The sequence below is a fragment of the Neisseria sp. P0016.S008 genome, assembly GCF_051957775.1.
Taxonomy (GTDB): Bacteria; Pseudomonadota; Gammaproteobacteria; order Burkholderiales; family Neisseriaceae; genus Neisseria; species Neisseria flavescens_B.
Genome location: NZ_JBQCWB010000009.1, coordinates 1 through 25013 on the forward strand (window position 1 = coordinate 1; position 25013 = coordinate 25013).

Consider the following 25013-nt stretch of genomic DNA (forward strand, 5'->3'; position numbering starts at 1 on the left):
GAATGCGGATAAAGAAAAAGGACGTGCTCAGGCACGTCCTTTGGGGGGAGGGGTTATTCGCTCCAGCTGACCCAGCCCAGCATCCAAGTATTGTTCCTGCTAACACAACCAATCTCAGTTAGCTAAGGAAGGAGATGAAATATTTAGTTTCGTCAGATTGGCACACTATCAATTTTCAGACGGCCCTTTGTTATAATCCTCTCTTTACCTGAACATAAAACAGGCCGTCTTATGGAAGTCATTCAATACCCCAATTCCCCCTTCAAACTCCACCAACCCTTCCCGCCCGCCGGCGACCAGCCCACTGCCATTGCCGGCCTGCTCGAAGGGCTTTCAGACGGCCTTGCCTACCAAACCCTGCTCGGCGTAACAGGTTCGGGCAAAACCTACACCATGGCGAACGTCATTGCACAAAGCGGCCGCCCCGCCATCATCATGGCGCACAACAAAACCCTTGCCGCCCAGCTCTACGCCGAAATGCGCGAGTTTTTCCCTGAAAATGCGGTGGAATATTTCGTCTCCTACTACGACTATTACCAGCCCGAAGCCTATGTGCCCAGCCGCGATTTGTTCATCGAAAAAGACAGCGCAATCAATGAACACATCGAGCAGATGCGCCTTTCCGCCACCAAAAATCTGATGACTCGCAACGACGTGATTATCGTCGCCACCGTGTCCGCTATTTACGGTATTGGCGACCCGACCGAGTATCAACAAATGGTACTATCCGTCAAAGAAGGCGACACCATCGAGCAGCGCGACATCATCGCTACCCTCGTTTCCATGCAATACGAACGTGGTGATTTGGACTTTAAACGCGGCAGCTTCCGCGTGCGCGGCGACGTGATTGACGTGTACCCCGCCGAAAGCTCTGAAAACGCCTTGCGTATCAGCCTGTTTGACGACGAAATCGACCGTCTCGATATGTTCGACCCGCTTTCAGGCAGCCTGCACCAGCGCGTCGGCCGCTACACCGTCTTCCCGTCCAGCCATTACGTTACCCCGCGCGACACCGTCTTGCGCGCCTGCGAGTCCATCAAAGAAGAATTGCGCGAACGCATTGAATTTTTCGCCCGCGAACAACGCCCCGTCGAGCAACAACGCATCGAACAACGCACCCGTTTCGACCTCGAAATGCTCTACGAAATGGGCTTCTGCAAAGGCATCGAAAATTACTCCCGCCACTTCTCCGGCAAAAAAGAAGGCGAACCGCCGCCCACACTGATGGACTACCTGCCCGACAACGCCATCATGTTCATCGACGAAAGCCACGTTACCGTCACCCAAATCGGCGGCATGTACAAAGGCGACGCATCGCGCAAGCAAAACCTCGTCGACTACGGCTTCCGCCTGCCTTCCGCCCGCGACAACCGCCCGCTCAAATTCCACGAATTTGAAAAAGTCATGCCGCAAACCGTCTTCGTTTCCGCCACCCCCGCCAAATACGAAGAAGAACACGCCGGACAAGTGGTCGAACAAGTCGTCCGCCCCACAGGGTTGGTCGACCCCCAAATCATCATCCGCCCTGTTGCCACCCAAGTCGACGACTTAATGAGCGAAATCAACGACCGCATCCAAAAAGGCGAACGCGTACTCGTTACCACCCTCACCAAACGCATGGCGGAGCAACTCACCGACTATTACAGCGAACTCGGCATCAAAGTGCGCTACCTGCACAGCGACATCGACACCGTTGAGCGCGTTGAAATCATTAGAGATTTACGGCTCGGACTGTTTGACGTACTCGTCGGCATCAACCTCTTGCGCGAAGGCCTCGACATCCCCGAAGTCTCCCTCGTCGCCATCCTCGACGCCGACAAAGAAGGCTTCTTGCGCTCCCACCGCAGCCTGATTCAAACCATAGGCCGCGCCGCGCGCAACGTGAACGGCGTCGCCATCCTGTACGCCGACAAAATCACCGACTCCATGAAAGCCGCCATCGACGAAACCGAACGCCGCCGCGAAAAACAGATTAAATTCAACGAAGAACACGGCATCGTACCGCAGCAGATTAAAAAACAAGTCAAAGACATCATCGACGGCGTGTACCACGAAGAAGACAGCGGCAAAGGTCGTCTGAAAGGCAAAAACAAGGTCAAAGTCGGCGAAATCCACAATGAAGAAGACGCGATTAAAGAAATCGCCAAACTGGAAAAAGCCATGCAGCAGGCAGCCAGGGATTTGCAGTTTGAAGAGGCGGCGGTGTTAAGGGATAGGATTCGGGGGATTAAGGAGAATTTGCTTTTTGGAGCGGAGTGACGGATAAGTTTGATATTATTCTTGAAATTTATGTAAATAGTCCAATTTATATAAAGATGATCTTCAATCTAAATAAATTAGAGGAGCTGTGATGGATAATGCTTTTTGTACTATAAATAACCAAACTTACAATGCGTATCAATTTTCTCAACTTGATATAGGGACTATCTCTCAATTAAGGAGATTCCTTGAATGTCCGACTTGCCATGCTCCCGCTTTTTTTAGAAAAGCGGCTAGAAATGGGCAGGCTGCCTGTTTTGGAGCTCGCCCTCATAATGATGGGTGTATTGAAAGTGCTCCATTAAGTAGATTGATCAATGGAGAAAATGATGATGAAGATGTTTTGCATAATGATGGGCAGCGGATTGTATTAGACCTTAACTATGGTGCAGCAGAAGCGGTAAATCATATTAATGATGATATGAATGAAAATGGAGCAGGGAGAGGAGTACGATTTAGAGGAAATGGTAATCGTCCTAATGCAGTAGCCCATCGCCGTTTAAGTACTATGTTAAGAAGCCTAGTTATTAATCCAGCGTTTCGAGTTTCAGAACAAGAGATTGAAATTGAAGATGAAATTCGAACTATATCTAATTTTTTTGTCTCATTCCATGAGATTAACCAAACTCATATAGACCGGTTTTGTGGATACTGGGGGCAAATTGCTGATGTTAAAGAGGGAAATTATGAGGCTATTTGGCTTAATTCTGGTACGCGAGATGATGTTAGTCTATGCTTGCCGTCACAAATGCAACGAATTTTCTTCGAACGATTTGATATCAATGATGTGGAAGATTTAGTGGGATCCTATATTTTATGTTTGGGAGATTTAAAAATATCGCAAAATAATAAAAAATATATTGTGATTGATGAATTAGCATTTGTAACTTGTTATTAAAAAGCAGCAAGCCGTAGTCCGCTTCTCTACCAACCGCGTGCCACCCCACCTACGGTGGCACAAACTTTAAAACTGAAGTGTAGGGTGTGTGCGGTACGCACGCACGCGTTTTTTGCTGTTCAAATCATTATTTCAAACGTTCAGACAACCTCAAACGTTGTCTGAAAACCTCTTAGTGCAAAGGCCGTCTGAAATCCAGTTTTCAGACGGCCTTATTGTTTATATTGCTTTAAAATCTAACAGTCAAACTCGGCGATCACCGGCGCGTGGTCGCTGGGGCGTTCTTGAGCGCGGGTTTCTAGGTCGACGGTGACGTCGGTAAGGGTGGCGGCGAGTTCGGGGCTGGTGAGGATGTGGTCGATGCGCAGGCCGAGTTTGCGTTGGAACATGGCGCCGCGGTAGTCGAACCATGTGTAGAACGCGCCTTCGGGGTGGATTTTGCGCAGGCTGTCGGTCAGGCCGAGGTCGAGCAGGTTTTTAAACCATTGTCTTTCGATGGAGGAACAATGGATTTTTTCGTGCCATTTTTCGGGGTCGTAGCAGTCGGCATCGGTCGGGGCGATGTTGAAATCGCCGAGCAGGACGAGTTTGGGGTGTACGGCCATTTCGGTGCGGACGAACTCGGTCAATGCGGCAAACCATTGTTCTTTGTATTGGAATTTTGGGCTGTCCAGGGCTTCGCCGTTGACGCAATAGACGTTGATGACGCGCACGCCGTTGATGGTGGCGGCGATGACGCGGCGTTGCGGGTCGTCGGGTAGGGCGGGAAGGCCGCAATGTACGTCTTGTGGTTCATGGCGGCTGATGATGGCGACGCCGTTGTAGGTTTTTTGGCCGCTCCAGACGCAGTGCCAGCCCATCATTTGCAGGGCAGCGGCCGGGAATTTGTCTTGGTCGAGTTTGAGTTCTTGTAAGGCGAGTATGTCGGCTTGGTGGTCGGCCAGCCAGTTTTGTACTTGGGGTAGGCGGATGTTGAGGGAATTGACGTTCCAAGTGGCGATTTTCATGATGTTTCCGTGTGTGCTGTTGGGTGGGAAGGCAGCGGATTGCGCCTGTGGGAATGAGCGGTATTGTATAGCGGATTGGTTTATTTTTCGATATGGGCTGAAAGGGATAGGCCGTCTGAAAGCTGATGTTTCAGACGGCCTTGATGTTGCGATGTGGAATAATTTGTTTATGCTGCTGGGTCTTTGAGCGTGCGCAGGGTATTGAGGATGGTAGTGGCTTCTTCGGAGATGATGCGGTATTCGATGATGCGGTGGTAGCGCGTGAAATCGATGATGCCTTCGGTGCGCAGGCGTGCGAGGTGGTTGGCGATGCCGGTCGGGGAGGAGTCGAGTGCCTGTGCCAGTTCGGTAATACTGCGGTCGCCGTCAAGCAGCAGAAAGAGGATGGCCATGCGTTCGGGGTTGGCAATCAGTTTGAGAATGGTAGAGAGACGCTTGATTTCCATATTATTGTTCCTTTTGTCTGTTATATGAACGCTTGATTTGGGTTAAATTTGGATGATTGTAGTTTTTATTAAGATTAACCTTATAATTCAAACTCTTACCTTGCAGTGTACACGGTTTTGTAAAAGTTGAGGGCATTGTTTTGCAATTTTTTGTTCATTTCCGATATTTTGCTTCGGTTGCGAAAATGGATTGAAAAGAGACGAAAAGGCCATCTGAAATGTTCCGTTACAGATGATTTTGCTAACGGATGTTTCAGACGGCCTTTGTTTTGGCTTTAAGTTGTTTTTTCTTTTATGTTTGTTAGGAATCAGCCGATTGATTGTTTTTAAACAAACAACAAGATTTTATGATTCTATGCTTAGGACTACACGCCAAGGGCTTGTCAGACACTTGGACGTGTTGTCGAAATGCGACTATTTTTTCTTCCAGCCTGCGGTCATGGCGAAGGTGATGGGGTCGTAGTATTTCGGCAGCTTGGACGGAATGCCGACATCGTTACGGTACACGACGCGGTAGCGGTCGGCGAACCAGTTTGGAACGATGGTGTATTGGTGGCGGATCAGTCGGTCGAGCGCGCGCGAGGTGGTTTGCAGCTCTTTGCGGTTGGTAAAGCTGTTGAAATGGGTCAACAGTTTTTCAACCGCAGGATGACAGACGCCGGATAGGTTGCGGCTGCCTTCGGTTTTGGCGGCGGCGCAGCTGAAGTAGTCGTATTGCTCGTTGCCGGGGCTTTCGCTGTTGCCGTAGTAGCCGGTGGTCACGTCAAAATCGAAGTCGTTCATGCGTTTTTGGTACACGGCGGAATCGGCGGTGCGCACGTTCATGGTGATGCCGATTTTGGCGAGGTCGCGCTGCCATTTGGCGGTAATGCGTTCGTAGTTTTTGCTTGGGGCGAGGAATTCAAAGGTCAGCGGTTTGCCTTGTTTGTCGACTGCTTTGCCGTTTTTGTATTGATAGCCGCCTTTTTCAAGCAGGGCGCGTGCTTTGAGCAGGTTCGGGCGCACACCCAGTTTGGGATCGGTAACCGGCGGCATAGGGACGTCTTGATCCAATACGCCGTCGGGCAGTTTGGCGCCCAATGATTTGAGCAATGCGGTTTCCGCGCTGTCAGGCTTGCCGGTTGCGGCCATGGTGCTGTTGGTGAAGAAACTGTCGGTGCGGCGGTATGCGCCGTAGAAGATGCGGCTGTTGACGCTTTCGTAGTCGAAGCTTTCAATCAAGGCGCGGCGGACGTAAATATTGTCCAAAGGCTTGTGGCGCATATTGATAACGAAGCCTTGCATGCCGGCTGTGCTGTTTTGTACCCATTCGTGTTTGGACAGATTGCGTTTTTTGAGGACTTCGTCGGAGTAGGCACGCGCCCAGTTGCGGGCGACGTTTTCTTGTACGAAGTCATATTGCCCGCCTTTCAGCCCTTCGATGCGGACAACTTTGTCTTTGACGTATTTGATGCGGATGTGGTCGTAGTTGTAGCGGCCTTTGCGTACGGGCAGATTTTGCGCCCAGTAGTTTTTGTCGCGGACAAACTCGCTGATGCGGCCGTTTTCAGCTTTGGCAAAACGGTAGGGGCCGGAGCCGATCGGCAGGCTGTTGGGTGCGGCGGCCAGGCCTTTGGGATAGCTTTTATGCGAGAAGACGGGCAGGCTGCCGAGAATCATGTGCAATTCTGAGTTGCGCTGTTTGAAGCGGAACACGACGGTGCGGTCGCTGGGCGTTTCCACTTTGGCCACGTCGCTCCAGTAGAAGTGGTACATGGGGGCGGCGGCTTTGTCTTTGGTCAGGATGTTAAATGAAGCGGCAACGTCTTTGGCCAAAACGGGGTCGCCGTTGTGGAATTTGGCTTTGGGGTTGATTTTGAAGGTAACGGAAAGGCCGTCCGGAGCCAGGGCGATGTCTTCGGCAATCAGGCCGTAAACGGCGTACGGTTCGTCCATGCTTTGCTCGGTCAGGGTGTCGAGTGTCAGCATGCTGATGCCGTATTCGTGGTTGCCTTTGAGGGTAAAGGGGTTGAGCGTGTCAAAAGCACCGAGGAAAGGCGTGGTAAATGTGCCGCCTTTGGGGGCGTTGGGATTGACGTATTCGAAAGCGGTGAAGTTGGCCGGATATTTGGGTGGTTGGCCAAGGCCTACGCCGTGGGCGGCAAAGGCGGCAGATGGAATCAGACCGAGCAGAGAGAGTAGGGCTGGTGTTTTCATCTATTTATCCTTGTAGGTCGAATGTAATATTCAGTAGTGTGCCGATTATAGCAAAGGCCGTCTGAAACTTGATATTTTTGCTTTCAGACGGCGTCAGGTTTAAGAGGATTGTTTTTTCGTATGGGCGCCGAACTCGGCAAGCGTCATGTTCAAGGTTTCCAAGCAGGGCTGCATAATGTGGTCAACTGTTTGATTGACCTTGTCTTTATTAAGCGTTTGCGGACGGTAGACGAAGAGTTTGAACAGCTCCGCCAAGTCGATGGACTCCGCCCCCATTTTCAAGACCCAGCCCTGACGGCCGGAATAGACATAACCGTGTCGCGCCAGTTTTTCTAAAAGCTCGCCCAATTCATCAAAGCCCATATTGATATGCCGTCTGAACTCCTGCACCGGCAACGCTTTGCCGTTTTGTTGGGCAGAATCGAGCAGCAGCAGGATTTTCAATACATCGTCAAAGCGGCCGCGCGCATCCAGGCTGCGGCGGAACGCTTCGCCGCGCCAGTAGGAAAGGGACGAGGTCAAAACCGCGCCGCCCAATACCAGCGTCCATAACAGGTTGAGCCACAACAGGAAAAACGGTACTGCGGCAAATGCGCCGTAAATCGATTTGTAGCCGTCAAAGTTGCCCATGTACCAAGCGAACAAAAAGCGTGCCGTTTCCAAGCAAAACGCCGTGACGGCTGCGCCGACCAAAGCATGGCTGGCAGGCACGAAACGGTTGGGCACAAAGCGGTATAAACCCCACAGCAGCAGCGTAATAAATGAAACTGCGGTTATAACCCTCAGCCATTCCGAGCCACCCACCACTTGCACCTGGCCGATTATGACTGACAGGCCCACGCCCAAAGACAAAGGCCCAAACGTCAGCAACGCCCAATACACCAAAAACTGCATCATCCAAGGCCGTTGCGAATTGACGCGCCAAATCCGGTTGAACGCATTGTCTATCGTCCGAATCAGCATCAGCGAGGTTACGACCAACATCACACTACCGATCGCCGTCAGCTTGGTAGCCTTATCGCGGAACGCATTGATGTAGTCAAACACCATGTCCGCGCCCTGCGGAACGATGGTGCGGTTGATGAAAGAGACAAATTCCCCCGACCATTGGTCGAAAACGGGGAAGGCAGAAGCGATGACGACCATCACCGTCAACACGGGCACCAAAGCCAAAAGCGTCGTAAACGTCATGCTTGCCGCTACCTGCGGTACACGCTCCTCATCAAAACGGCGCACGACAAACCAAGCGAACGCCACGCCTTTACTCTTTAAAAAACCTTGCCACCATTGCGAAAACGGCATAACCTTTTCCCACTTCTAAATTGAAATTTTTTCTTTTCAGACGGCCCGAGTATTTAAAAGGCCGTCTGAAACCTGACAGCATTGTAACGGAAACCCCAAATGAACCCAAATCCCCTGAAAATCCTCGTCCTCTTTTATTCCCAAAACGGCAGCACGCGCAACCTTGCCCGCCAAATCGCACGCGGTATCGAAAGCGTGGATGGTTGCGAAGCCGTGTTGCGAACCGTTCCCAAAGTTTCCACCGTTTGCGAAGCCGTTGAAAAAGCCATTCCCGCCGAAGGCGCACCATATGCGACTGCCGACGACCTCAAAAACTGCGCCGGCCTTGCGCTCGGCAGCCCGACACGTTTCGGCAATATGGCCGCCGCGATGAAATACTTTATCGACGGCACCATTCCCCTTTGGCTCGGCGCAGAACTCGTCGGTAAACCTGCCACCGTATTCACCAGCACATCTTCGTTGCACGGCGGCCAAGAAAGCACCCTGCTGACCATGATGCTGCCCCTGTTGCACCACGGCATGGTCATCAGCGGCATTCCCTATACCGAGTCCGCGCTCAGCAATACCCAAAGCGGTGGCACGCCTTATGGCGCAAGCCATGTTTCCGGCCACGACAGCAAGCCGGCATTGACTGCCGAAGAAAACGATATTGCCTTTGCGCAAGGTAAGCGTTTGGCAGAGTTGGCACGAAAATTGGCAGACTGATTACCTTGTAATAAAAAAGATTAAGGCCGTCTGAAAACCCATATCATCAGGTTTTCAGACGGCCTTTTTAGTTAATTGGTTCTAGATTAAAAATAAATATTTTGAATTAAACGAAATACTTAGAAAATAGTGATTAGAACATAGTTTTATCGGACTACATCTTTTTGATAGAATCTGCGACCAAATTGTAAAGATAAGCTAATTGGAGAGGCTATGTCACTACCTGTATTTCCCTATGGCAAATTAAGCTTTGCCGTCAGTCTGGCGCTGTGTTCGGCGTATTCTTTCGCGATCGAAGTAGAAAATACCCAGCCGCAAGAGCGTGTCGATTTACCGACAGTTACCGTCCAAAGTGTCGGAAAACAGACTACTTCCAACTACACCATCCCCGCCTCATCTGCAGCCACAGGCATCAAGCTGACCCAACGTGAAACACCGCAATCCCTGTCTGTCGTAACGGCAAAACAAATCGAGGACCAAGGCTTGGACAGCTTGCAGGACGTATTGAAACAAACACCGGGCGTGTTCCACAGCAAAATGGGCAACAACGTCTCCGGTCACAGCGAGTTTATTTCGCGCAGTCAGGCGATTGACAGTATTACCGTGGACGGCGCGCCCAAATTCCTTTACGACTACAAAGCCATCCGCCGCGGCACCAACAACCTGGACAGCGCATTGTATGACCAAGTCGTCGTCGTACGCGGCGCAAGCGGTTTGTCCAACGGCGGTATGGGCGAGCCGGGCGGTACGGTTGCTTTGGAACGCAAAAAACCGACTGCCAAACCTGCCGTCAGCGTCGAAGCCGGTGTCGGTTCGTGGAAGCACTACCGCTTCGTCCTTGATGCCAATCAGCCTTTAAATGCAGACAATACCTTGCGCGGCCGCACTATTTGGGTCAGCGACCACGGAGGCGATTACCTGCCGAACACTTCGCGCCACAATCATACGTTCTACGGCATTCTCTCCTACGACATTGCCCCTCAGACTCAGTGGAATATCGGTACGGAAATCCACCGTTTCCGCAATACCGGCAGCTCGCCTTTCAGCTATCTGACCGTAGCAGGAAACCGAAAAGACGGGTTCAAGCCGTTTGAATCTTCGCCGCGCAACAATTCATCTGCACGCTGGGCATACGGCAAAGACAACAGCGCCGAAGTATTCACTTCCCTCAGCCATGAGTTTGCCAACGGCTGGAGGCTGACGGGCGATTACAGCTATCTGACAGGTAAAAGCGACATCCTTTCAGGTATCGCCGGTGCATTCGTAATCAAACCCGACTACTCTGCGCTTTTCACTTCAGATCGCGACCGCAGCAAATACCGCGACCAAGATTTTTCCCTGATTTTGGACGGTGATTATCCGGCGCTGGGCCGTTCGCATGAATTTAATGCAGGCATCAGCTATCAGGGCAACCGAGAAAACCTGTCTTTCTATCAGGAAGGCGAATCGATTATTCCTGATTTGCGCCAATTTGACGGCAATGTTGCGCAGCCCGATATGCCGTATTTGCGCGACGGTTTTACCGATATGAAAAACCTGTCGGTTTACGGCTCGACCCGTTTCAAACTGACCGACAAGCTTGCCTTTATCGGCGGCGGACGTTTTGTAGATTGGCGGTACCGTTACAGCACTGACCGTAACAAATTCGCTTACAGCAGCCACAAACAAAAAGTTTTCATTCCTTATTTGGGTGTAACTTATGATCTAGACGACAACCTGACTGCCTACGCGTCCTACACCACCATCTTCCGCCCACAAGTGCGCAACCTGACCAAAGACGGCGTGGCGCTCGAACCGCAACGCGGCAAAACCTACGAGACCGGTTTGAAAGCCTCATGGTTTGACGGTCGTCTGAATGCTTCCGCGTCCGTCTTTATGAACAAACGCGATCATGTGGGTGTTAAAGCAGGAGAATTTCCGAACGGCGAAGAATACTTCCGCGCGGTCAATAAAACTACGACCAAAGGCGGCGAGCTTGCCATTGGCGGACGCTTGAACGACAGATGGTTGCTTAATGCTTCTTATGCACATTCCAAAATCAAAGACAGCGAAGGCAACCAATTGCATGCGTCTTATCCTGTTCATTTGTTCAAGCTCTTCACTGCGTATGACATAACCGACCGTTTGAACTTAGGTGCAAACGTCAACTGGCAAAGCCTCACTCATACGCTGGATGATGGATATCCCGAAAATATCAATCCGGCTGCCTCTGCCGCACTGACCCAACGCCCATACGCTACGCTGGACTTGACCGCGCATTACAAAATCGGCAAATCCACCCGCATCGGTTTGGACTTTGAAAACGTGTTCAACAAACGCTACCGCCCCATGCCGGATATTCACGTTTACGGCACGCCGCGTAGTGTGACTGCAACGGTTAAACATACGTTTTAATTGAAAAGAAAAATAGTGCAGGCTGTATGAGAACCTAAATTATCAGGTTTTCAGACGGCCTGAATTTTTCTCATATTGTTTTGATGTTAAACCTGACTAAAATTTGCTCGGTATCTTGAGCAAAGAAATCAAAATGACAGACACAAAAAAGACCGGAAGATATCCGGTCTTTTTAATGATTTCGCACTTACGCTTGGTAACCTTTCGCTTCGGCAAGCAGGGCCAGCAATTCTTCAGTTGTATCCCAACCGATGCAGGCATCCGTAATACTTTGACCGTAAACTTCAGGCTTGTCTTGACGGCCTTCAACCAAGTGGCTTTCCACCATCACGCCCATAATGTTTTCTTCACCGGCTTTCAGCTGCGCCGCAACATCGCGCGCCACATCCATTTGTTTGCGGAAGTCTTTACGGCTGTTGGCATGGCTGCAGTCCACCATCAGTTTGCTGCTTACGCCGGCTTTTTGAAGCTGTGCAACCGCGTCTTTAACGTGTTCCGCACTGTAATTAGGTTCTTTACCGCCACGCAAAATCGCATGGCAGTCAGGGTTGCCGCTGGTGTGGACAATCGCGGAATGCCCGGCTTTGGTTACAGACAAGAAGTGGTGCGGATGATTGGCGGCACCGATGGCGTCGATGGCGATTTTCAGATTGCCGTCCGTACCGTTTTTAAAACCGACAGGGCAGGAGAGGCCGCTGGCCAATTCGCGGTGTACCTGGCTTTCAGTCGTACGCGCCCCAATTGCGCCCCAAGAAATCAGGTCGGCGTAGTATTGCGGCGTAATCATGTCCAAGAATTCAGTCGAAGCAGGCATGCCCATTTCGTTCAAAGTCAGCAACAACTGACGCGCTTGGCGCAGGCCGTAGTTGATGTCAAACGTACCGTCCAAGTGCGGATCGTTAATCAAGCCTTTCCAGCCAACGGTTGTACGCGGCTTTTCAAAATACACGCGCATTACAATCAGCAGCTCTTTCTCATATTTTTTGCGCAAGGGCAGCAATTTTTGCGCATATTCTACCGCCGCCTTAGTATCGTGAATCGAGCATGGGCCGATGATGACCAGCAAACGGTTGTCACGGCCGTGAACCAAATCCGCAATTTCATGACGTGTTTTATAAACCAAATTGGCAACTTGAGGCGTAACAGGCAGCTCATACAAATGTGCGATTGGAGGGAGTAACTCTTTGACTTCTTTGATCTTAATATCGTCGGTAGGGTGGTGTTGGGACATGATGAACTCTCTTGTTTATTTTTGATACAGGTTACAGGTTTTAGCAGAATTAAACAAGGCTTAGTTTTTTGTTTTAGCAATTTTATTCTAAAATTTCTTTATTTTAATTATTTTATAGAATTTAAAATCAGTTTATTTATAAAAATTAATATTTAATGCTATTAAAAAATTTCATTTATATAATAAAGGGCTGTGGGTTTTTATCAAAATACAGGCCGTCTGAAAAGGTTCAGACGGCCTGAAGTTTTACATAGACCCAAAAATTGAGAAGCGTGGAGGCTATCGGTATTGTTCTAGCAAAGGCGAAGAAAAAGGAGTCCAATAAACGCCTTTCAGGCCGCTTTTCACCAATTTATCATTCAGCCAAGTGTTACAAGTATTGAATAAATGATAGCGCCCTTTGGCTTCGTAAAAAGCATCGTTAGATTGATGATGAACTCCTTTTAGCAAGATGGGTTGCCCATTTTCTTGTTGAAAACCGGCCAAGAGCGATTTGGTTAAATTCCTGTATTGCTCAGGCGTGACCATAAATTTGACGACGTGGCTATTTTCTCGTGGTTCAAAAGGATAATAAGTAACATGAATCAGCGTACGGTTCAGCCCGCTTAATGCACCTAAAGCATTGGAGAACGTCAAATCTTTCCATTCAGGCGTGTATAAATAAAAATTGCGCTCCCCCCAGCCTAAACCGATATGCGTTATTTGAGGATCAGCAGTGAGCGTGTCTTTTGGATTGACGACATCCGACCAATCAAAAATATCATTCTTCAGCGGCATGACTACATCAGTATGCACACCGTTACTGACTAAAAATAAAGTAATTTCCCCTTTTGGCTGCTCTTCATTAAGCGGCAATGAAGCCATAATCCAAGCAGATAAAAAATACAATAGAGCAAAAATAGGGATAATCAGCGCTATTTTGCCGATTTTCTTGAGGATGTGAAGAAAGACGTGCATTCGTTTCTTAAAGGCGATTAAGTTTGAAGGTGTATATTTTCTATTAAATTTGTACTTTTTTCATTAGGAATGAGTAGATGGTATCTTGCGACTAATGATAAAAATGATTGTTGAATTTGAATAAAAAAGGCCGTCTGAAATATTCAGACGGCCTTGTGAGTTTAAAATACCTTAAGTTGTTTATTTAGAATAAAAGTCGCTGGTTTTAACAGCCGTTCTTATTTTTTATCTCTTATAAAAATTCACTTGGTTTTAATAAAATTCCATCTTCCATTACGCCAGCAATAATGGTCTTGAGCGTATTCCATTGCATTTTTTCGATAATCAACATAAATACAATTTTTTCTATTAGCATGAATTTCCCCGAGCTGTGTAATATCTTCAGTTTCCACAAATTGTTCAGTTTTGGGATTAAACATGTAAAGTTCATTGCCATTAATTGCCGATGCTGCAACAGGAAAGCCCTTTAAGATAATATCAGGGTATCCGTCATTATTTAGATCTTTTATTTGAATCAAATGATCTGCGGTAAGCGGAGGATTTGACATACTCTCAATGGTTTGGGTTTGTTTATTTTTTTTATTTGTAATACTAATTTTATAATTTATATCAGAAAGCGGATTGACTCTAATTTCAAAAGGAAAATTTGTTACTGGAGGATAAACACTTTCTTTTAGTGGCTGTGTTGCATAAGTAGCGACAGACAGAATTGATAATACAAAAATGAGCAGTTTTTTCATAAAATACCTCAGGCTAATAAAATAGTTCAAAACGAATTAAACAAGTTCCTATAGATGTTTAGGATTCTAGTCATTATATTGGATAACTTTGCTTCTTAGACTTCAAAGATTATATCTGAATATGCAATATTGATTCATTCATATTTACTAACCTTTTAAAGATAAAAAAGAGACATAAGGCCGTCTGAAAATATTCAGACGGCCTTTTTCCAATTAAAACGGGATACCAAATCTCATCTCAACCTCTATTGCGAACGCTTATTTTGCAGAATTGCTGACCTGTTTCATCCAGGCAAACAGTTCGTCTAAGTCATAATCGCCGCCGTGGCCGACATCCCAAGGCAGGGCGTAGTCGACGGTTTGGCCGTTGTTTTGCAGTTTGGCGGCTAAGACGGCGGAGACTGCCAGTGAGGTGTCGCGGTCGTTGGTGCCGACGCGGATACGCCAGTTTTGCGGCAGGTTTACGCCCGGTTTGCCGATGTAGTTGAGCGGGTTCATAATTTTGATGGTTTTTTCATCTGCGATTTCGGCGTTGGCGGCGGTGTTGTGTGTCATGGAGAACGCGGTGAAGTGGCGTTTGTCAACGGTATTGGTGCCGAAGAGTTGGTTTTCGCCCGCGCTTAAATCTATACCGTCAAAGGCGGGCGGTGTTTTTTGGCGGCCGGCGGCTTTGGCGTAGGCATTGAAATCAACGGAGACGACTTTGCCTTTACGGACAGTCAGCCAAGAGCGGTCGCTTAGGTCTTTGCCTGCATCAAGCTGGGTTTGTGCGGATTGGGCGAGCAGGCCGGCAATATGGTTTTTAAAGCTGCCGTTGCCTTGGGCGTCCAGTGTCAGGGGTTTGCCTTCGGGGGATTTCAGGTTCAGGCTGTTGAGGTATGCGGGGTATAGGGGTTTGAGGAGGTTGGACAGTTTTTTCTCGTCATCGGTCAGTGTACCTGCGACCAGCTCGCGTTTGACGCGGTAGTCGAGCATGGAAATGTTCATTTTTTTGTAGTCGTTGATACCGTTGAACTGCCATTCGTAAGCCATATCGGCATGCTCCAAATCGGTAATCGGGCAGTAGGCGGATATGGCGAAAACTTTGTCGCTGCCGTCTGCCGCACCCAATGCTTTCAGATATTTTTCGTAATCTTTTTGGTCGGCTGTTGCGCCTAAGAGGGCGGACATCGCACCGCCCGCGCTTGTGCCGTTGGAAATGATTTTTTCGGCATCGCCGGGCATAACTTTGTCGTTGGCTTTCAGGTAACGGACGGCGGCTTTCAAATCGACAATGGCGGCAGGTGCTTTACCGGTGGGTTCTGTCCGGCCGCGTGCACCAGGGGATGCGACGACGTAGCCTTTGGAGAGGGCAACCAGGGCGGCGTTAGGCGATTTTTGGCCGTCTTCAGGCTCGCCGCGTTTGCCTTCTAAAGCGGGTTTGCCCGGTTCGGCCGGCATATAGCCGCCGATTTGGTTGGGCAGGAAAATCGGTGCGGTTTCGGCGTTGAAACCGTCTATCTCACCGCCGTTGTAATAGGCCTCGGGGACATAAATATTGATGATTTCGTAACGGGTATCGACAGGATTGCGGACGTAAACCACGCCTTCGTAAGCGCGGAATTTGACGGCTTGACCGTTCACTTCGATGCTTTGTTCGGTGTATTTTTGTTTGGAGAAGTCTAGGTCGTAGGTGTCTGCGGTTTTGACGGAAGCGCAGGCGCTCAATCCCAGTGCGACAGAAACGGATAAGAGGGTTTTGTTCAGGGCATTCATCATCATACTTTCTGAAGAGGCGTGAACGGATATGATAACAAATACTAAGGCCGTCTGAAACGCTAAGTCGGGTTTCAGACGGCCTGATTTTTTTGTAACGTTATGCGGTGTTGTACGTTACGTTGATAAAGTAATATTGGCTTAAATTTCATCTATTTGATAAATATGAATTTAATAAGGCGTTGTGCCTTAAAAAATCTATTGATTCGGTATCTGTAAAAGTTTGAATCTGTCTTGTAAATCAGTATGCGGGACTGGCATTCTTGCTTTCTTCACAGATTGGTTCTGCTTGTCAGAACGTTTTGCTCAATTCGACAAACATTTTGGTTTTGCCGTATTCGTAGAACTTGTCGTTGCTCCATGTTTTGTTGTGGGCAATGGTCAGGCGCGGGGTGATGCCTTTGAAATGGAGGGCGCGGTGCCATACGCTCAGGGAGGCGGAAGCTTCTTTGTCGCGGCGGTTTTGTTCGTTGCTGAAGAAGCCGGGGGCTTGGTAACGGCGTTGGGCGGCGCTGAGGCGTAGGATGGTGGAGAGGCCTTTGGGCCATTCTTGTCCCCATGTGGTGCGCAGGGCGTAGCGGTTGAAGCTGTCGCTTTTGTCGTCGCGGTTGCGTTCGCGGTAGAGGTCGATACCGGCTACCCAGTATTGGCGCGCGTTGCGGTAGTACACGATAGAATTGCTGAGCAGTTGGCTGGTATTGTTGGAATGCTCGCGGCGGCTGTTTTTCAGACGGCCTGCTTCAAATGCGCTGAGGGTTTGCAGCTTGGGTTGCCACCAATGGTTGTAGTGGAGGCGTGCACCGTTGGTGTAGGTGTAGGGGTCGTTGCCGTAGAAGCGGCGCTCGTGGAACGGGGTAATGCCGATATCGTTGCGCTGGTCGGCATAGCCGATGCCTGCTGAAAAGCGTGTGGTGAGGTCGTTGTAGTTGGTGTGTTTGGGATAGATTTTGCCGTAATGGTCTGCGCCTGCCGTGGCATAGAAGCCGCGGGGCAGCGACCATTTTTTTTCTGCGCCGATTTGGTAATGGACGGCGGTGGCATCGATGGGTTCGGGGAATGTCCAGCCTCGGAAGCAGTCGTCGTCGGGATAGACTAGGCGCACGGCGCGGCATTGTTCATCGCTTAGGTGGTTGCCCAGACGGCGTTGGCCGGGGGCTTGGTTGATGTTTTGTTCGCGCGTGATGTTCAAGCCGACGTTGAATTGCCATGAATCGCGTTCGCGCAGGGCTTTGCGGTAGGTTTCGATGCGTTCTTGCAAGGCAGGCGGGAGGGATTCGGTTTGCAGTTTGTCGAACTGGTCGGCTGCAGCTTCGTTTTGTTTGTCTTCAAACAAGGCGGTCGCAAGCTGCCAGCGGACGGCGGAGGCATCGGGTTGCTCGGCGATAAAGCGGCGGTAATGGCCGACGGCTTCGGCGGCGCGTCCTTCGGATTGGGCAAGCAAACCTTTGGCATAGCTAGCCATGGCGCGGTCGTGTTCGGGCCATTGTTCGTAAATGGGCAAAACGGCTTTGATGCCGGGGATGTTGTGGGCGACGATGGCGGAATACATGGCGCGTGCCAGTAATTCGGTGTTGGCAAGCAGGGTGTCGGCATCGACGTTGATGATTTTTTCAGACGGCCTGTTTGTCTGCTCGGCAGGGATGTTGTGCGTTTCGGGTTGTTGGGGCTCGGCTGTGTTGACTTGAAGCTCGGGTTTTACATCAGGCGGCACATCGGCGGCGTGAAGGGAGAGGGGAAGGATGGTAAGGAGGAACAGACGTTTTTTCATGGCAATGTTTGGGATGTTATCGGTATAAGTGGGCAGATTGTACAATGTTTTGAGTCGGAAACTTTGTAAACCGATTGCCATTTTATCTGATAAAGACAACAAAAGGCCGTCTGAAACCCGGTGGGATTTCAGACGGCCTTTATTTGCGAGTCGGATTTAGTTTTTGTCCAAGTCCAAATCGGCTTTGTATTCGATACGGCCTTGGCCTTTGTCTTCAATGGAAACGTCCAGCTCTTGTTTGCCGCGTTTGAATTTCAGATCGGCATCGTCGTGTTTGATTTCAGACTCGACCACATGGAAACCTTTGCTGCGCGCGTGGGCGATCACTTTTTTGGCCAAGGAAGGAATGGAATTGCGTTGGCCGGAAAGTTCGGCTTCGTATTCAAATTCGCCGTTGCCTTGATGATCGGCTTTGATGGTGTGCGCGCCATCCGGACGGTAGATTTCGGAAGGCAGCGGGGAGGCGAATGCCGTGGCGGAGAAAAGAGCCAAAATGCCGGTGGCCAGTAACGATTTTGCTTTGGTCATCGGTTTTCCTTTCTGAAAAGGGTTTTGAGAACGACATCATCTTATCGGCAGGTATGAGGGGCGGCAAGCGGATAAACTCGATTTTACGCACGGCTACATGATTTGTTTGGAGGACGTTGGTTCTTTGCTTTGGGCTGGTGTTTGCTTGCAGAAAAATGCTGCCGGATAAGACTTAGCCGAGGCGGAACAATTCGCTGCCGTGCGCCTTCAGCCATTGTTCGGCTTGGTCAACATGCGGCGTGAGCGAGTGGGTCAGAGCCCAAAATGCAGGGCTGTGATTGGGATGGCGCAGGTGGGCGAGTTCGTGCAGGCAGACGTAGTCGGCGACATATTCGGGCGCACCGATGAGCCGCCAGTTGAGGCGGATGCCGGTGGTGTGGCGGCAAACGCCCCAGAAGGTTTTGGCGTTGGAAAGGGAAATGGCGCTCGGGGTTAGGCGGGTGTTTCGGATATGGCCTTCGAGGCGTGGCAGCAGATATTCGTGTGCACGCTCGTGCAGGAAGCGGCGCAAATGGATGAGTTGGGCGGCGTTTTCTTTTTCGGGCAACAGAATTTCAGACGGCCTAATTTGGATATGGTTTGCTGCGTGGACGGACAAGGCCGTCTGAACGCCTTGATACCAAATCCATTCGGGAAGCGAGCCGGTAGGTGTTTGTTGGGCCGGTGTTTTGTTTAGAGTACGGCGCAGGATGGCTTCGTTGTCGTTCAGCCATTGGATAAAGGTGTGCTGGGTAACAAACGGAGGGATATTGATGCTGACAGTATCGGGGGAAACGGGGCGCAAGATGAGATTTTTCTTGGCACTGCGTTTGAGCTGGATATGAATAGTGAGGCCGTCTGAAAGGGTGTGGGTATGGAGGCGAGGCATGATATTGAGGGAAAGATTGGACGATATGAAAAGGGCGGGCATAGCGGCCCACCCGATGGAATGATTTATTTGGTTTTGAGGGCGAACGGGCCTTGTCCGGTAATCAGGGGCTGTTGGCTTTCAATCCATTGCTCGCATTGGGCCATGAGTTCGGCTTCATTGCCGTTGTTGTGGGCAATGGGTTTGCCGATGATGACGCTGACCGTGCCGGGGTATTTGAGGAAGGAGTTGCGCGGCCAAAACTCGCCGCTGTTGAGCGCGACGGGGACGATGTCCATCTCGAACATTTTTGCCATGCGCGCGCCGCCAAGCTTGTAGCGGCCTTTTTCACCGGGCGGAAGGCGTGTGCCTTCGGGGAAAATGGTAATCCAATAGCCTTCGTTTTTACGCGCAAGGCCTTGTTCTAAAAGTTGTTTGTTGGCTTCGCGGCTGTTGCTGCGGTCGATGCCGATGGTTTTAACCAGCTTCAAGCCCCAGCCGAAGAAAGGGATTTTGAAGAGTTCGCGTTTGGCAACATAAACTTGCGGCGGAAAAATCTCTTGCAGGGCGAGGGTTTCCCAGCCGCTTTGGTGTTTGGCGCAGATGATGGAGGGGTGGTTTGGAATGTTTTCCGTGCCGCTTAAGGTGTAGTTCAAACCGATGATGTGCTTGAGCGACCAGTTGAGGATGCGCACCCAAATTTGCGCCATTTTGTGTGCGCCGCCTTGGAAAGGCAGGGCAAGCAGCATAAAGGGGAACAGCAAAATAATGCTGGAGGAAAGGATGAACCAGTAAATCAGGTTGCGGATGAGGAGCATGTTTTTACCTGTCGGATGGGTCGTCTGAAATCTTGTTCGGGCTTGAAATGGGGCAAAACATGATTTCAGACGACCTTGTGTATTTATGGGTTTGCCTGTCCGTCTGCACAGTCTTGTGCGGTTTCGTGCATGATGTATTGGGAGAAGGCGAGCAGGTTGTCGAAGATTTGGGTGTTTTCAGGCAATTCTTTTTCCTGTTGCGACAGGGTTTTCTTGCCTTTGCCGGTCAGGACGAGCGCGGATTTGCCGCCTGCGGCTTCAATGGCTTGCAGGTCGCGCAGGCTGTCGCCGACCAGCCAGGTTTCGGCGGCATTGGCCTTGAAGCGTTCGATGATGTCGATAATCATGCCGGGCTTGGGTTTGCGGCATTCGCAGTTGTCGGCGGCAGTGTGCGGGCAAAACCAAATGCCGTCGATGGTACCGCCTGCTTGAACGGCAAGGCGGTGCATCTTCGCGTGCATTTCGGTCAGGTCTTGCATGGTAAAGTATTTGCGGCCGATACCGGATTGGTTGGTGGCCACGGCGATGGTGTAGCCTGCCTGCGTTAAAAAGGCGATGGCATCCATGCTGCCTTCGATGGGAATCCATTCGTCAACGGATTTGACGAAATCGTCGCGGTCTTGGTTGATGACGCCGTCGCGGTCGAGGATGATGAGTTTCATGGTGTGGGCTCTTATTTTTCTGCTTTCAAACTGCTTTTCCATTTTTCAAAGGCCGTCTGAAAAACGGGTGTCAGTTTGGCGAAGGTTTCCGGGGTGTTTTTGACGTGGTAGAAGCCGCCGAGCGAGGGCGTGTCGAGGGCGAGGACGTAGTCTTCCATAAATGCGCCGTAGCCGTCTTCTTCATCGGTGTAGTAGAACTCGGTAAACCGTTGGCCGAGTTCGGTAAAGTCGTCCGCCGTCAATGCGCCGTCCATGTGTTTGAGCAGGAAGTGCCGTCCGCTGATTTTGCCCGAGGTCATGGCGGCGAAGTCGGCTGCGGTTTCGGGGGCGGTTTGCCAGACGGGGTTGACGAGGCCTGCCTGCGCTGCCCACTGCCAGTACATGCCGATATGGGTGGCGGCGTTTTCGGGTGGGAGTTGGTCGGGATAGTCTTCGTCGAGATGGAAACGGATATTGTCGTACATGGACGGTGTTTGTTGGGGGAAAGGGGGTATTGTAGCGGAAAATAATGAATTAGGCCGTCTGAAAGAGGGTGCTTCAGACGGCCTTAAGGGAATTTAACCTTTAAATACGGGAACAAGCTCCATTTGGCTCAGTATTTGGGCGGCAATGTTGATGATGCCGAAGAGGAAGACCCAAACCATCAGCCAGAATCCGCCGTAAACTTTGTAGTTTTTGCCGACGCCGAATTTATGGCGCGAGCGGTAGAGCAGCATGGCGGGGATGATGCCTGTCCAAATGGTTGCGGCCAGGCCGACGTAGCCGATGGCGGTAACGAAGCCGGTAGGGAAGAGCAGGCAGGAAATCAAAGGCGGCAGGAAGGTCAGTGCGGCGGTTTTGGTACGGCCGGAGATGCTGTCGTTCCATTTGAAGATGTCGGCGATGTAGTCGAACAAGCCGAGCGTTACGCCGAGGAAGGACGTTGCAATCGCCATGTAGGAGAACAGGGTCAACACTTTGTCCATGCTGCCGGTTTGGGCGAACTTGGACAGCGTTTCGATCAGGACGGAAACTTGGCCTTCTGCAGCAATAACCGGTGCGAACTCGCTGCGCGGCAGGTTGCCTTGGATAGCGACTTGCCAGAGGACGTAAATCACCAAGGCAATCAGCGTACCCGACCACAGGGATTTGGCTACTTTGGGCGCGTCGCCTTTAAAGTATTTGAGCAGGCTGGAAACGTTGCCGTGGAAACCGAATGAGGCAAGGCAGACGGGCAGGGCGGTGGCGACATAAATCCAGTAGCTGGTGCCGGCAGGGGCTTGAGTGTCGAACAAGACAGGCATTTTGGCATCGGCAATTAGGCCGCCGGTTGCCCAAATAAAGGTCAATACCATGCCGCCGATGAGGATGCTGGTGAAACGGTCAACCAAGCGTGCGGATGCCCAAACGCAAAAGGCGAGAATGCCGAAGAAGACGAGTTGGCCGACGGTGAGCGAGATTTCGCCGCCTACCGCGCTGCCGATGCCTTTGGCGGTCAGGTCGCCGCCGACGAAGATGTAGGCGTAAGTGAGCAGGTATAAAACAAAAGCGACGGCAACGCCGTTGATGACGTTCCAAGCCGGGCCGAGCAGGTCTTTAACCATGGTGTCGAAGCTGGCACCGTGCGGATAATGGGTGTTGACTTCCAAAATCATCAGACCGCTGGAGAGCATGGAAAACCAGGTGTACAGCAACACGGCCAGCGAGCCGGTAAACCATACGCCGGATGTGGCGGTCGGGTTGGCAAGCATGCCTGCGCCGATAACCGTACCGGCGATAATCATCGCGCCGCCGAATAGGGAAGGGGTTTTGGTTGACATTGTTTATCTTTCTTCTAGAAATGCGTGGCTGCCATTATGCCGTAAAGTGTAAGAAAAGGTAAAGTAAAGGCCGTCTGAAAACCCGATTGTCGTTTTCAGACGGCCTTTGATGTGTACAAATGCAACTGATTAAATAAATTTTCGCAGTTTCAATTCATTTTTCAGATACGCGTAATAAACCGGCGCGACGATGATGCCGCCGATGCCGAAAATGCGTTCAAAGACGACCATCGCCACCAGCAATTCCCATGCGCTGGATTCGATTTCCGAGCCGATGATTTTGGCGTTGAGGAAATATTCGAGTTTATGGATGACAACAAGGAAAACCAGCGAGGCGAGTGCGACGTACAGCGATGCGCCGAGGCTCAAAATAATGATGATGGTGTTGGAAATCAGGTTGCCCGCCACCGGAATCAGGCCGACGATAAAGGCGACGATCAAGACGGTTATTTTAAACGGCAGGTCAACGCCGAACAGCGGCAAAACCAAGTAGAGGTACAGGCCGGTCAGAAAGGTGTCGATCAGCGAGATTTTGACTTGGGCGAGGAACACGCGTTCAAAGCTGGTTTCAAAATTGACGATGCGTCGCATCAATTCGGCTTTAAACAGCGGCATTTTGTGGCGGTTTTTGCGCATTTTCAGGCGGTGGAAACTGAGCATGGCGCCAATGATGATGCCGATGAGGATGTACACGAAGGATGTGATGCTGTTTTTACTGATACGGGTCAGCGCGGCGCGGTATTCTTCAATCAGTTTGATTGCCGAGGCTTTGATTTCGGCCATATTGTTGGGCAGCATATTGAGAATGGCCGCAGGCAGGTCTTGGCTGTTTTTGGTGTCTTCCAAAATCGCCGCCAGCTTCGCCAGCATAAAGCCGACGTGTCCGCCGTGTATCAGGTGGTAAATGCCCAAAGACATCATCGTGATGATGCTGAACACAATGGCCAGCGTCAGCGTGGTGGAAATCAGGTTGATATTGTGCGCGTTGAGCGATTTATGCAGCCGCGTGTTGCGCGGCAAAACACGGCGGCGGAGTTTGAGGATGACGCCGTTGGTGCGCGTAATAAAGATATAGGTCAGAATAACCGACAGTAGCAGCGGCAGAAAATGGTAGTGCAAGACAATCAGTAAGGCCAAACCCATCAGGATATAGGAAGCGTTGCGGAAAGTCGGGTTGTCGATATGGGAAGAGAGTAAGGACATGTGAAGCCAATAAGGTAAAAAGCAAAAAAACAGGTCAGGCCGTCTGAAAAACCATGTTCAGACGGCCTAACTTAATGACAGCGATTAATCGTGCAATGAGGCCGCGTGTACCGTGTTTTCCAACAAAGTGGCAATCGTCATCGGGCCGACGCCGCCGGGAACGGGCGTAATCATGGACGCGCGTTCTTTGGCGACATCAAACTCAACGTCGCCGCACAGGCTGCCGTTGTCCAAGCGGTTGATGCCCACATCGATAACGACTGCGCCGGGTTTGACCCATTCGCCTTTAACGAAATTCGGAATACCTACGCCGACCACCAAAATATCTGCGGCCGCAACTTCATCGGCAAGGTTTTGCGTAGCACTGTGGCAGATGGTTACCGTTGCGCGGGACAGCAGCAATTCCAACGCCTGCGGGCGGCCGACAATATTGGACGCGCCGACGACGACGGCTTTTTTGCCTTTCGGGTCGATGCCGTAGGCTTCCAACAAAGTCATCACGCCTTTGGGCGTGCAAGGGCGCATCAGCGGCATTTTGACGACCAGGCGGCCGACGTTGTAAGGGTGGAAGCCGTCCACATCTTTATGCGGCTCGATATGCTCCAAAACCGCTTGGCTGTCGATGTGTGCCGGCAGCGGCAGTTGCACCAAAATACCGTCGACGGCAGGGTCGCCGTTTAATTCGTCCACCAGTTTCAGCAAATCGTCTTGCGTGGTTTCAGACGGCAGCTCATAAGAGCGCGATTCGATGCCGCTTTTTTGGCAGGCCAGTTTTTTATTGCGTACATAAACCGCGCTGGCAGGGTCGTCGCCAACCAATACCACCGCCAAGCAAGGCGTGTGCAAACCTTTTCCCTGACGCGCTTTTACCGCCTGCGCGACCGCCTCGATGCGTTGCTGGGAGATTTTTTTTCCGTCTATAAGTTGTGCAGCCATGATTTTTCCTCCTAAATAGGGACAAAAATTGCGTTTAAATTATCGCATTTTTCAGACGGCCTGACACAAAAGAGTGACCCTGGTCACGAAACATAAAAATAAATAACGATTAAAAATAATAAGATAAACAAAAAATGAAAAAATAAAGCAAAGTAGGTGTTGACCGGGTTGAAAAGGGTCTGTATAGTTCAGGTCTTCAGTCGGGGCGTAGCGCAGCCCGGTTAGCGCATCTGCTTTGGGAGCAGAGGGTCGTGAGTTCGAATCCCACCGCCCCGACCACAAAATTCTTCGCACGAATCGGCATGAGCGCCCGTAGCTCAACCGGATAGAGCACCGACCTTCTAAGTCGGGGGTTACAGGTTCGATTCCTGTCGGGCGTGCCAATTTTTACGGTGGCTGTAGCTCAGTTGGTAGAGCCCTGGATTGTGATTCCAGTTGTCGTGGGTTCGAGCCCCATCAGCCACCCCAGATGAAAGCCTGCATATTGTATGCAGGCTTTTTCCATTTATACCCGAATTTTACTTCAGATTTAATTGGGTTTCAAAAAAGTATTTATCAAACC

General features: G+C 50.5%; 21 protein-coding genes and 3 tRNA genes. 7 read left to right on the top strand and 17 right to left on the bottom strand.

Translation table 11 applies throughout. The features are described 5' to 3' along the window. Positions 1–231 precede the first annotated feature (231 nt). Positions 232–2259 carry an excinuclease ABC subunit UvrB gene (gene uvrB / locus ACTHS8_RS10020; protein ID WP_440373626.1) on the top strand — a complete coding sequence of 676 codons (2028 nt, stop codon included), beginning with the start codon at positions 232–234 and terminating at the stop codon, positions 2257–2259. Positions 2260–2350: 91 nt separating this feature from the next. Continuing rightward, entirely contained in the window at positions 2351–3157 is an 807-nt protein-coding gene (locus ACTHS8_RS10025) for a hypothetical protein (protein WP_295863787.1), read from the top strand. A gap of 236 nt (positions 3158–3393) precedes the next feature. Here ACTHS8_RS10025 and xth read toward each other — a convergent pair whose 3' ends face one another. The 4 genes from xth to ACTHS8_RS10045 all read right to left on the bottom strand — a co-directional run bounded on the left by xth (position 3394) and on the right by ACTHS8_RS10045 (position 8108). Next, entirely contained in the window at positions 3394–4164 is a 771-nt protein-coding gene (gene xth / locus ACTHS8_RS10030; RefSeq protein WP_440373627.1) for an exodeoxyribonuclease III, read from the bottom strand. Positions 4165–4331: 167 nt separating this feature from the next. After that, positions 4332–4610, bottom strand: coding sequence for an ArsR/SmtB family transcription factor (locus ACTHS8_RS10035; RefSeq protein WP_254342413.1), 279 nt, complete (start codon positions 4608–4610; stop codon positions 4332–4334). A gap of 414 nt (positions 4611–5024) precedes the next feature. Further along, positions 5025–6806, bottom strand: coding sequence for an extracellular solute-binding protein (locus ACTHS8_RS10040; RefSeq protein ID WP_440373628.1), 1782 nt, complete (start codon positions 6804–6806; stop codon positions 5025–5027). Positions 6807–6905: 99 nt separating this feature from the next. Continuing rightward, entirely contained in the window at positions 6906–8108 is a 1203-nt protein-coding gene (locus ACTHS8_RS10045) for a YihY family inner membrane protein (RefSeq protein ID WP_295863803.1), read from the bottom strand. Between the two features lie 99 nt (positions 8109–8207). Between ACTHS8_RS10045 and wrbA the strand changes: the two genes are divergently transcribed. Continuing rightward, positions 8208–8813, top strand: a complete 606-nt coding sequence (gene wrbA / locus ACTHS8_RS10050) for an NAD(P)H:quinone oxidoreductase (RefSeq protein WP_295863806.1) — start codon at positions 8208–8210, stop codon at positions 8811–8813. Positions 8814–9026: 213 nt separating this feature from the next. After that, the gene (locus ACTHS8_RS10055) at positions 9027–11207 is read left to right on the top strand and encodes a TonB-dependent siderophore receptor (RefSeq protein WP_440373629.1); all 2181 of its coding nucleotides are present in this window, start codon (positions 9027–9029) and stop codon (positions 11205–11207) included. Between the two features lie 187 nt (positions 11208–11394). On the opposite strand, the gene aroG is transcribed toward ACTHS8_RS10055, so the two are convergent. The 13 genes from aroG to folD all read right to left on the bottom strand — a co-directional run bounded on the left by aroG (position 11395) and on the right by folD (position 24451). Next, positions 11395–12438: a 3-deoxy-7-phosphoheptulonate synthase AroG gene (gene aroG, locus ACTHS8_RS10060; RefSeq protein WP_049329504.1), complete on the bottom strand. Its 1044-nt coding sequence runs from the start codon at positions 12436–12438 to the stop codon at positions 11395–11397. Between the two features lie 279 nt (positions 12439–12717). Then, a complete protein-coding gene (locus ACTHS8_RS10065; protein ID WP_063076720.1) occupies positions 12718–13395 on the bottom strand; it encodes a TIGR02117 family protein in 678 nt (225 codons plus the stop codon). 242 nt (positions 13396–13637) lie between these two features. Then, positions 13638–14135, bottom strand: coding sequence for an XAC2610-related protein (locus ACTHS8_RS10070; protein ID WP_440373630.1), 498 nt, complete (start codon positions 14133–14135; stop codon positions 13638–13640). 258 nt (positions 14136–14393) lie between these two features. Then, positions 14394–15890: a subtype B tannase gene (locus ACTHS8_RS10075; RefSeq protein WP_440373648.1), complete on the bottom strand. Its 1497-nt coding sequence runs from the start codon at positions 15888–15890 to the stop codon at positions 14394–14396. Positions 15891–16182: 292 nt separating this feature from the next. Next, entirely contained in the window at positions 16183–17658 is a 1476-nt protein-coding gene (locus ACTHS8_RS10080; protein ID WP_440373649.1) for a surface lipoprotein assembly modifier, read from the bottom strand. A gap of 156 nt (positions 17659–17814) precedes the next feature. Further along, positions 17815–18186: a hypothetical protein gene (locus tag ACTHS8_RS10085; protein ID WP_049329501.1), complete on the bottom strand. Its 372-nt coding sequence runs from the start codon at positions 18184–18186 to the stop codon at positions 17815–17817. A gap of 172 nt (positions 18187–18358) precedes the next feature. Beyond that, positions 18359–19054, bottom strand: coding sequence for a M48 family metallopeptidase (locus ACTHS8_RS10090; protein ID WP_440373650.1), 696 nt, complete (start codon positions 19052–19054; stop codon positions 18359–18361). A 65-nt stretch (positions 19055–19119) separates the two neighbouring features. Beyond that, positions 19120–19851: a lysophospholipid acyltransferase family protein gene (locus tag ACTHS8_RS10095; protein WP_440373631.1), complete on the bottom strand. Its 732-nt coding sequence runs from the start codon at positions 19849–19851 to the stop codon at positions 19120–19122. An 83-nt stretch (positions 19852–19934) separates the two neighbouring features. Continuing rightward, positions 19935–20513, bottom strand: a complete 579-nt coding sequence (gene gmhB / locus ACTHS8_RS10100) for a D-glycero-beta-D-manno-heptose 1,7-bisphosphate 7-phosphatase (RefSeq protein ID WP_440373632.1) — start codon at positions 20511–20513, stop codon at positions 19935–19937. Between the two features lie 11 nt (positions 20514–20524). Next, positions 20525–20977, bottom strand: a complete 453-nt coding sequence (locus tag ACTHS8_RS10105) for a DUF7832 domain-containing protein (RefSeq protein ID WP_049336905.1) — start codon at positions 20975–20977, stop codon at positions 20525–20527. Between the two features lie 93 nt (positions 20978–21070). Further along, positions 21071–22312, bottom strand: a complete 1242-nt coding sequence (locus ACTHS8_RS10110) for an aromatic amino acid transporter (RefSeq protein ID WP_440373633.1) — start codon at positions 22310–22312, stop codon at positions 21071–21073. A 129-nt stretch (positions 22313–22441) separates the two neighbouring features. Further along, entirely contained in the window at positions 22442–23515 is a 1074-nt protein-coding gene (locus ACTHS8_RS10115; protein WP_440373634.1) for an AI-2E family transporter, read from the bottom strand. Positions 23516–23599: 84 nt separating this feature from the next. Beyond that, entirely contained in the window at positions 23600–24451 is an 852-nt protein-coding gene (gene folD / locus ACTHS8_RS10120; RefSeq protein ID WP_440373635.1) for a bifunctional methylenetetrahydrofolate dehydrogenase/methenyltetrahydrofolate cyclohydrolase FolD, read from the bottom strand. Between the two features lie 201 nt (positions 24452–24652). Between folD and ACTHS8_RS10125 the strand changes: the two genes are divergently transcribed. The 3 genes from ACTHS8_RS10125 (at position 24653) to ACTHS8_RS10135 (ending at position 24919) form a co-directional block, all read left to right on the top strand. Beyond that, positions 24653–24730: transfer RNA gene (locus tag ACTHS8_RS10125), tRNA-Pro, on the top strand. 27 nt (positions 24731–24757) lie between these two features. Continuing rightward, positions 24758–24834, top strand: a tRNA-Arg gene (locus ACTHS8_RS10130). A gap of 9 nt (positions 24835–24843) precedes the next feature. After that, positions 24844–24919, top strand: a tRNA-His gene (locus ACTHS8_RS10135). Positions 24920–25013: the final 94 nt, after the last annotated feature.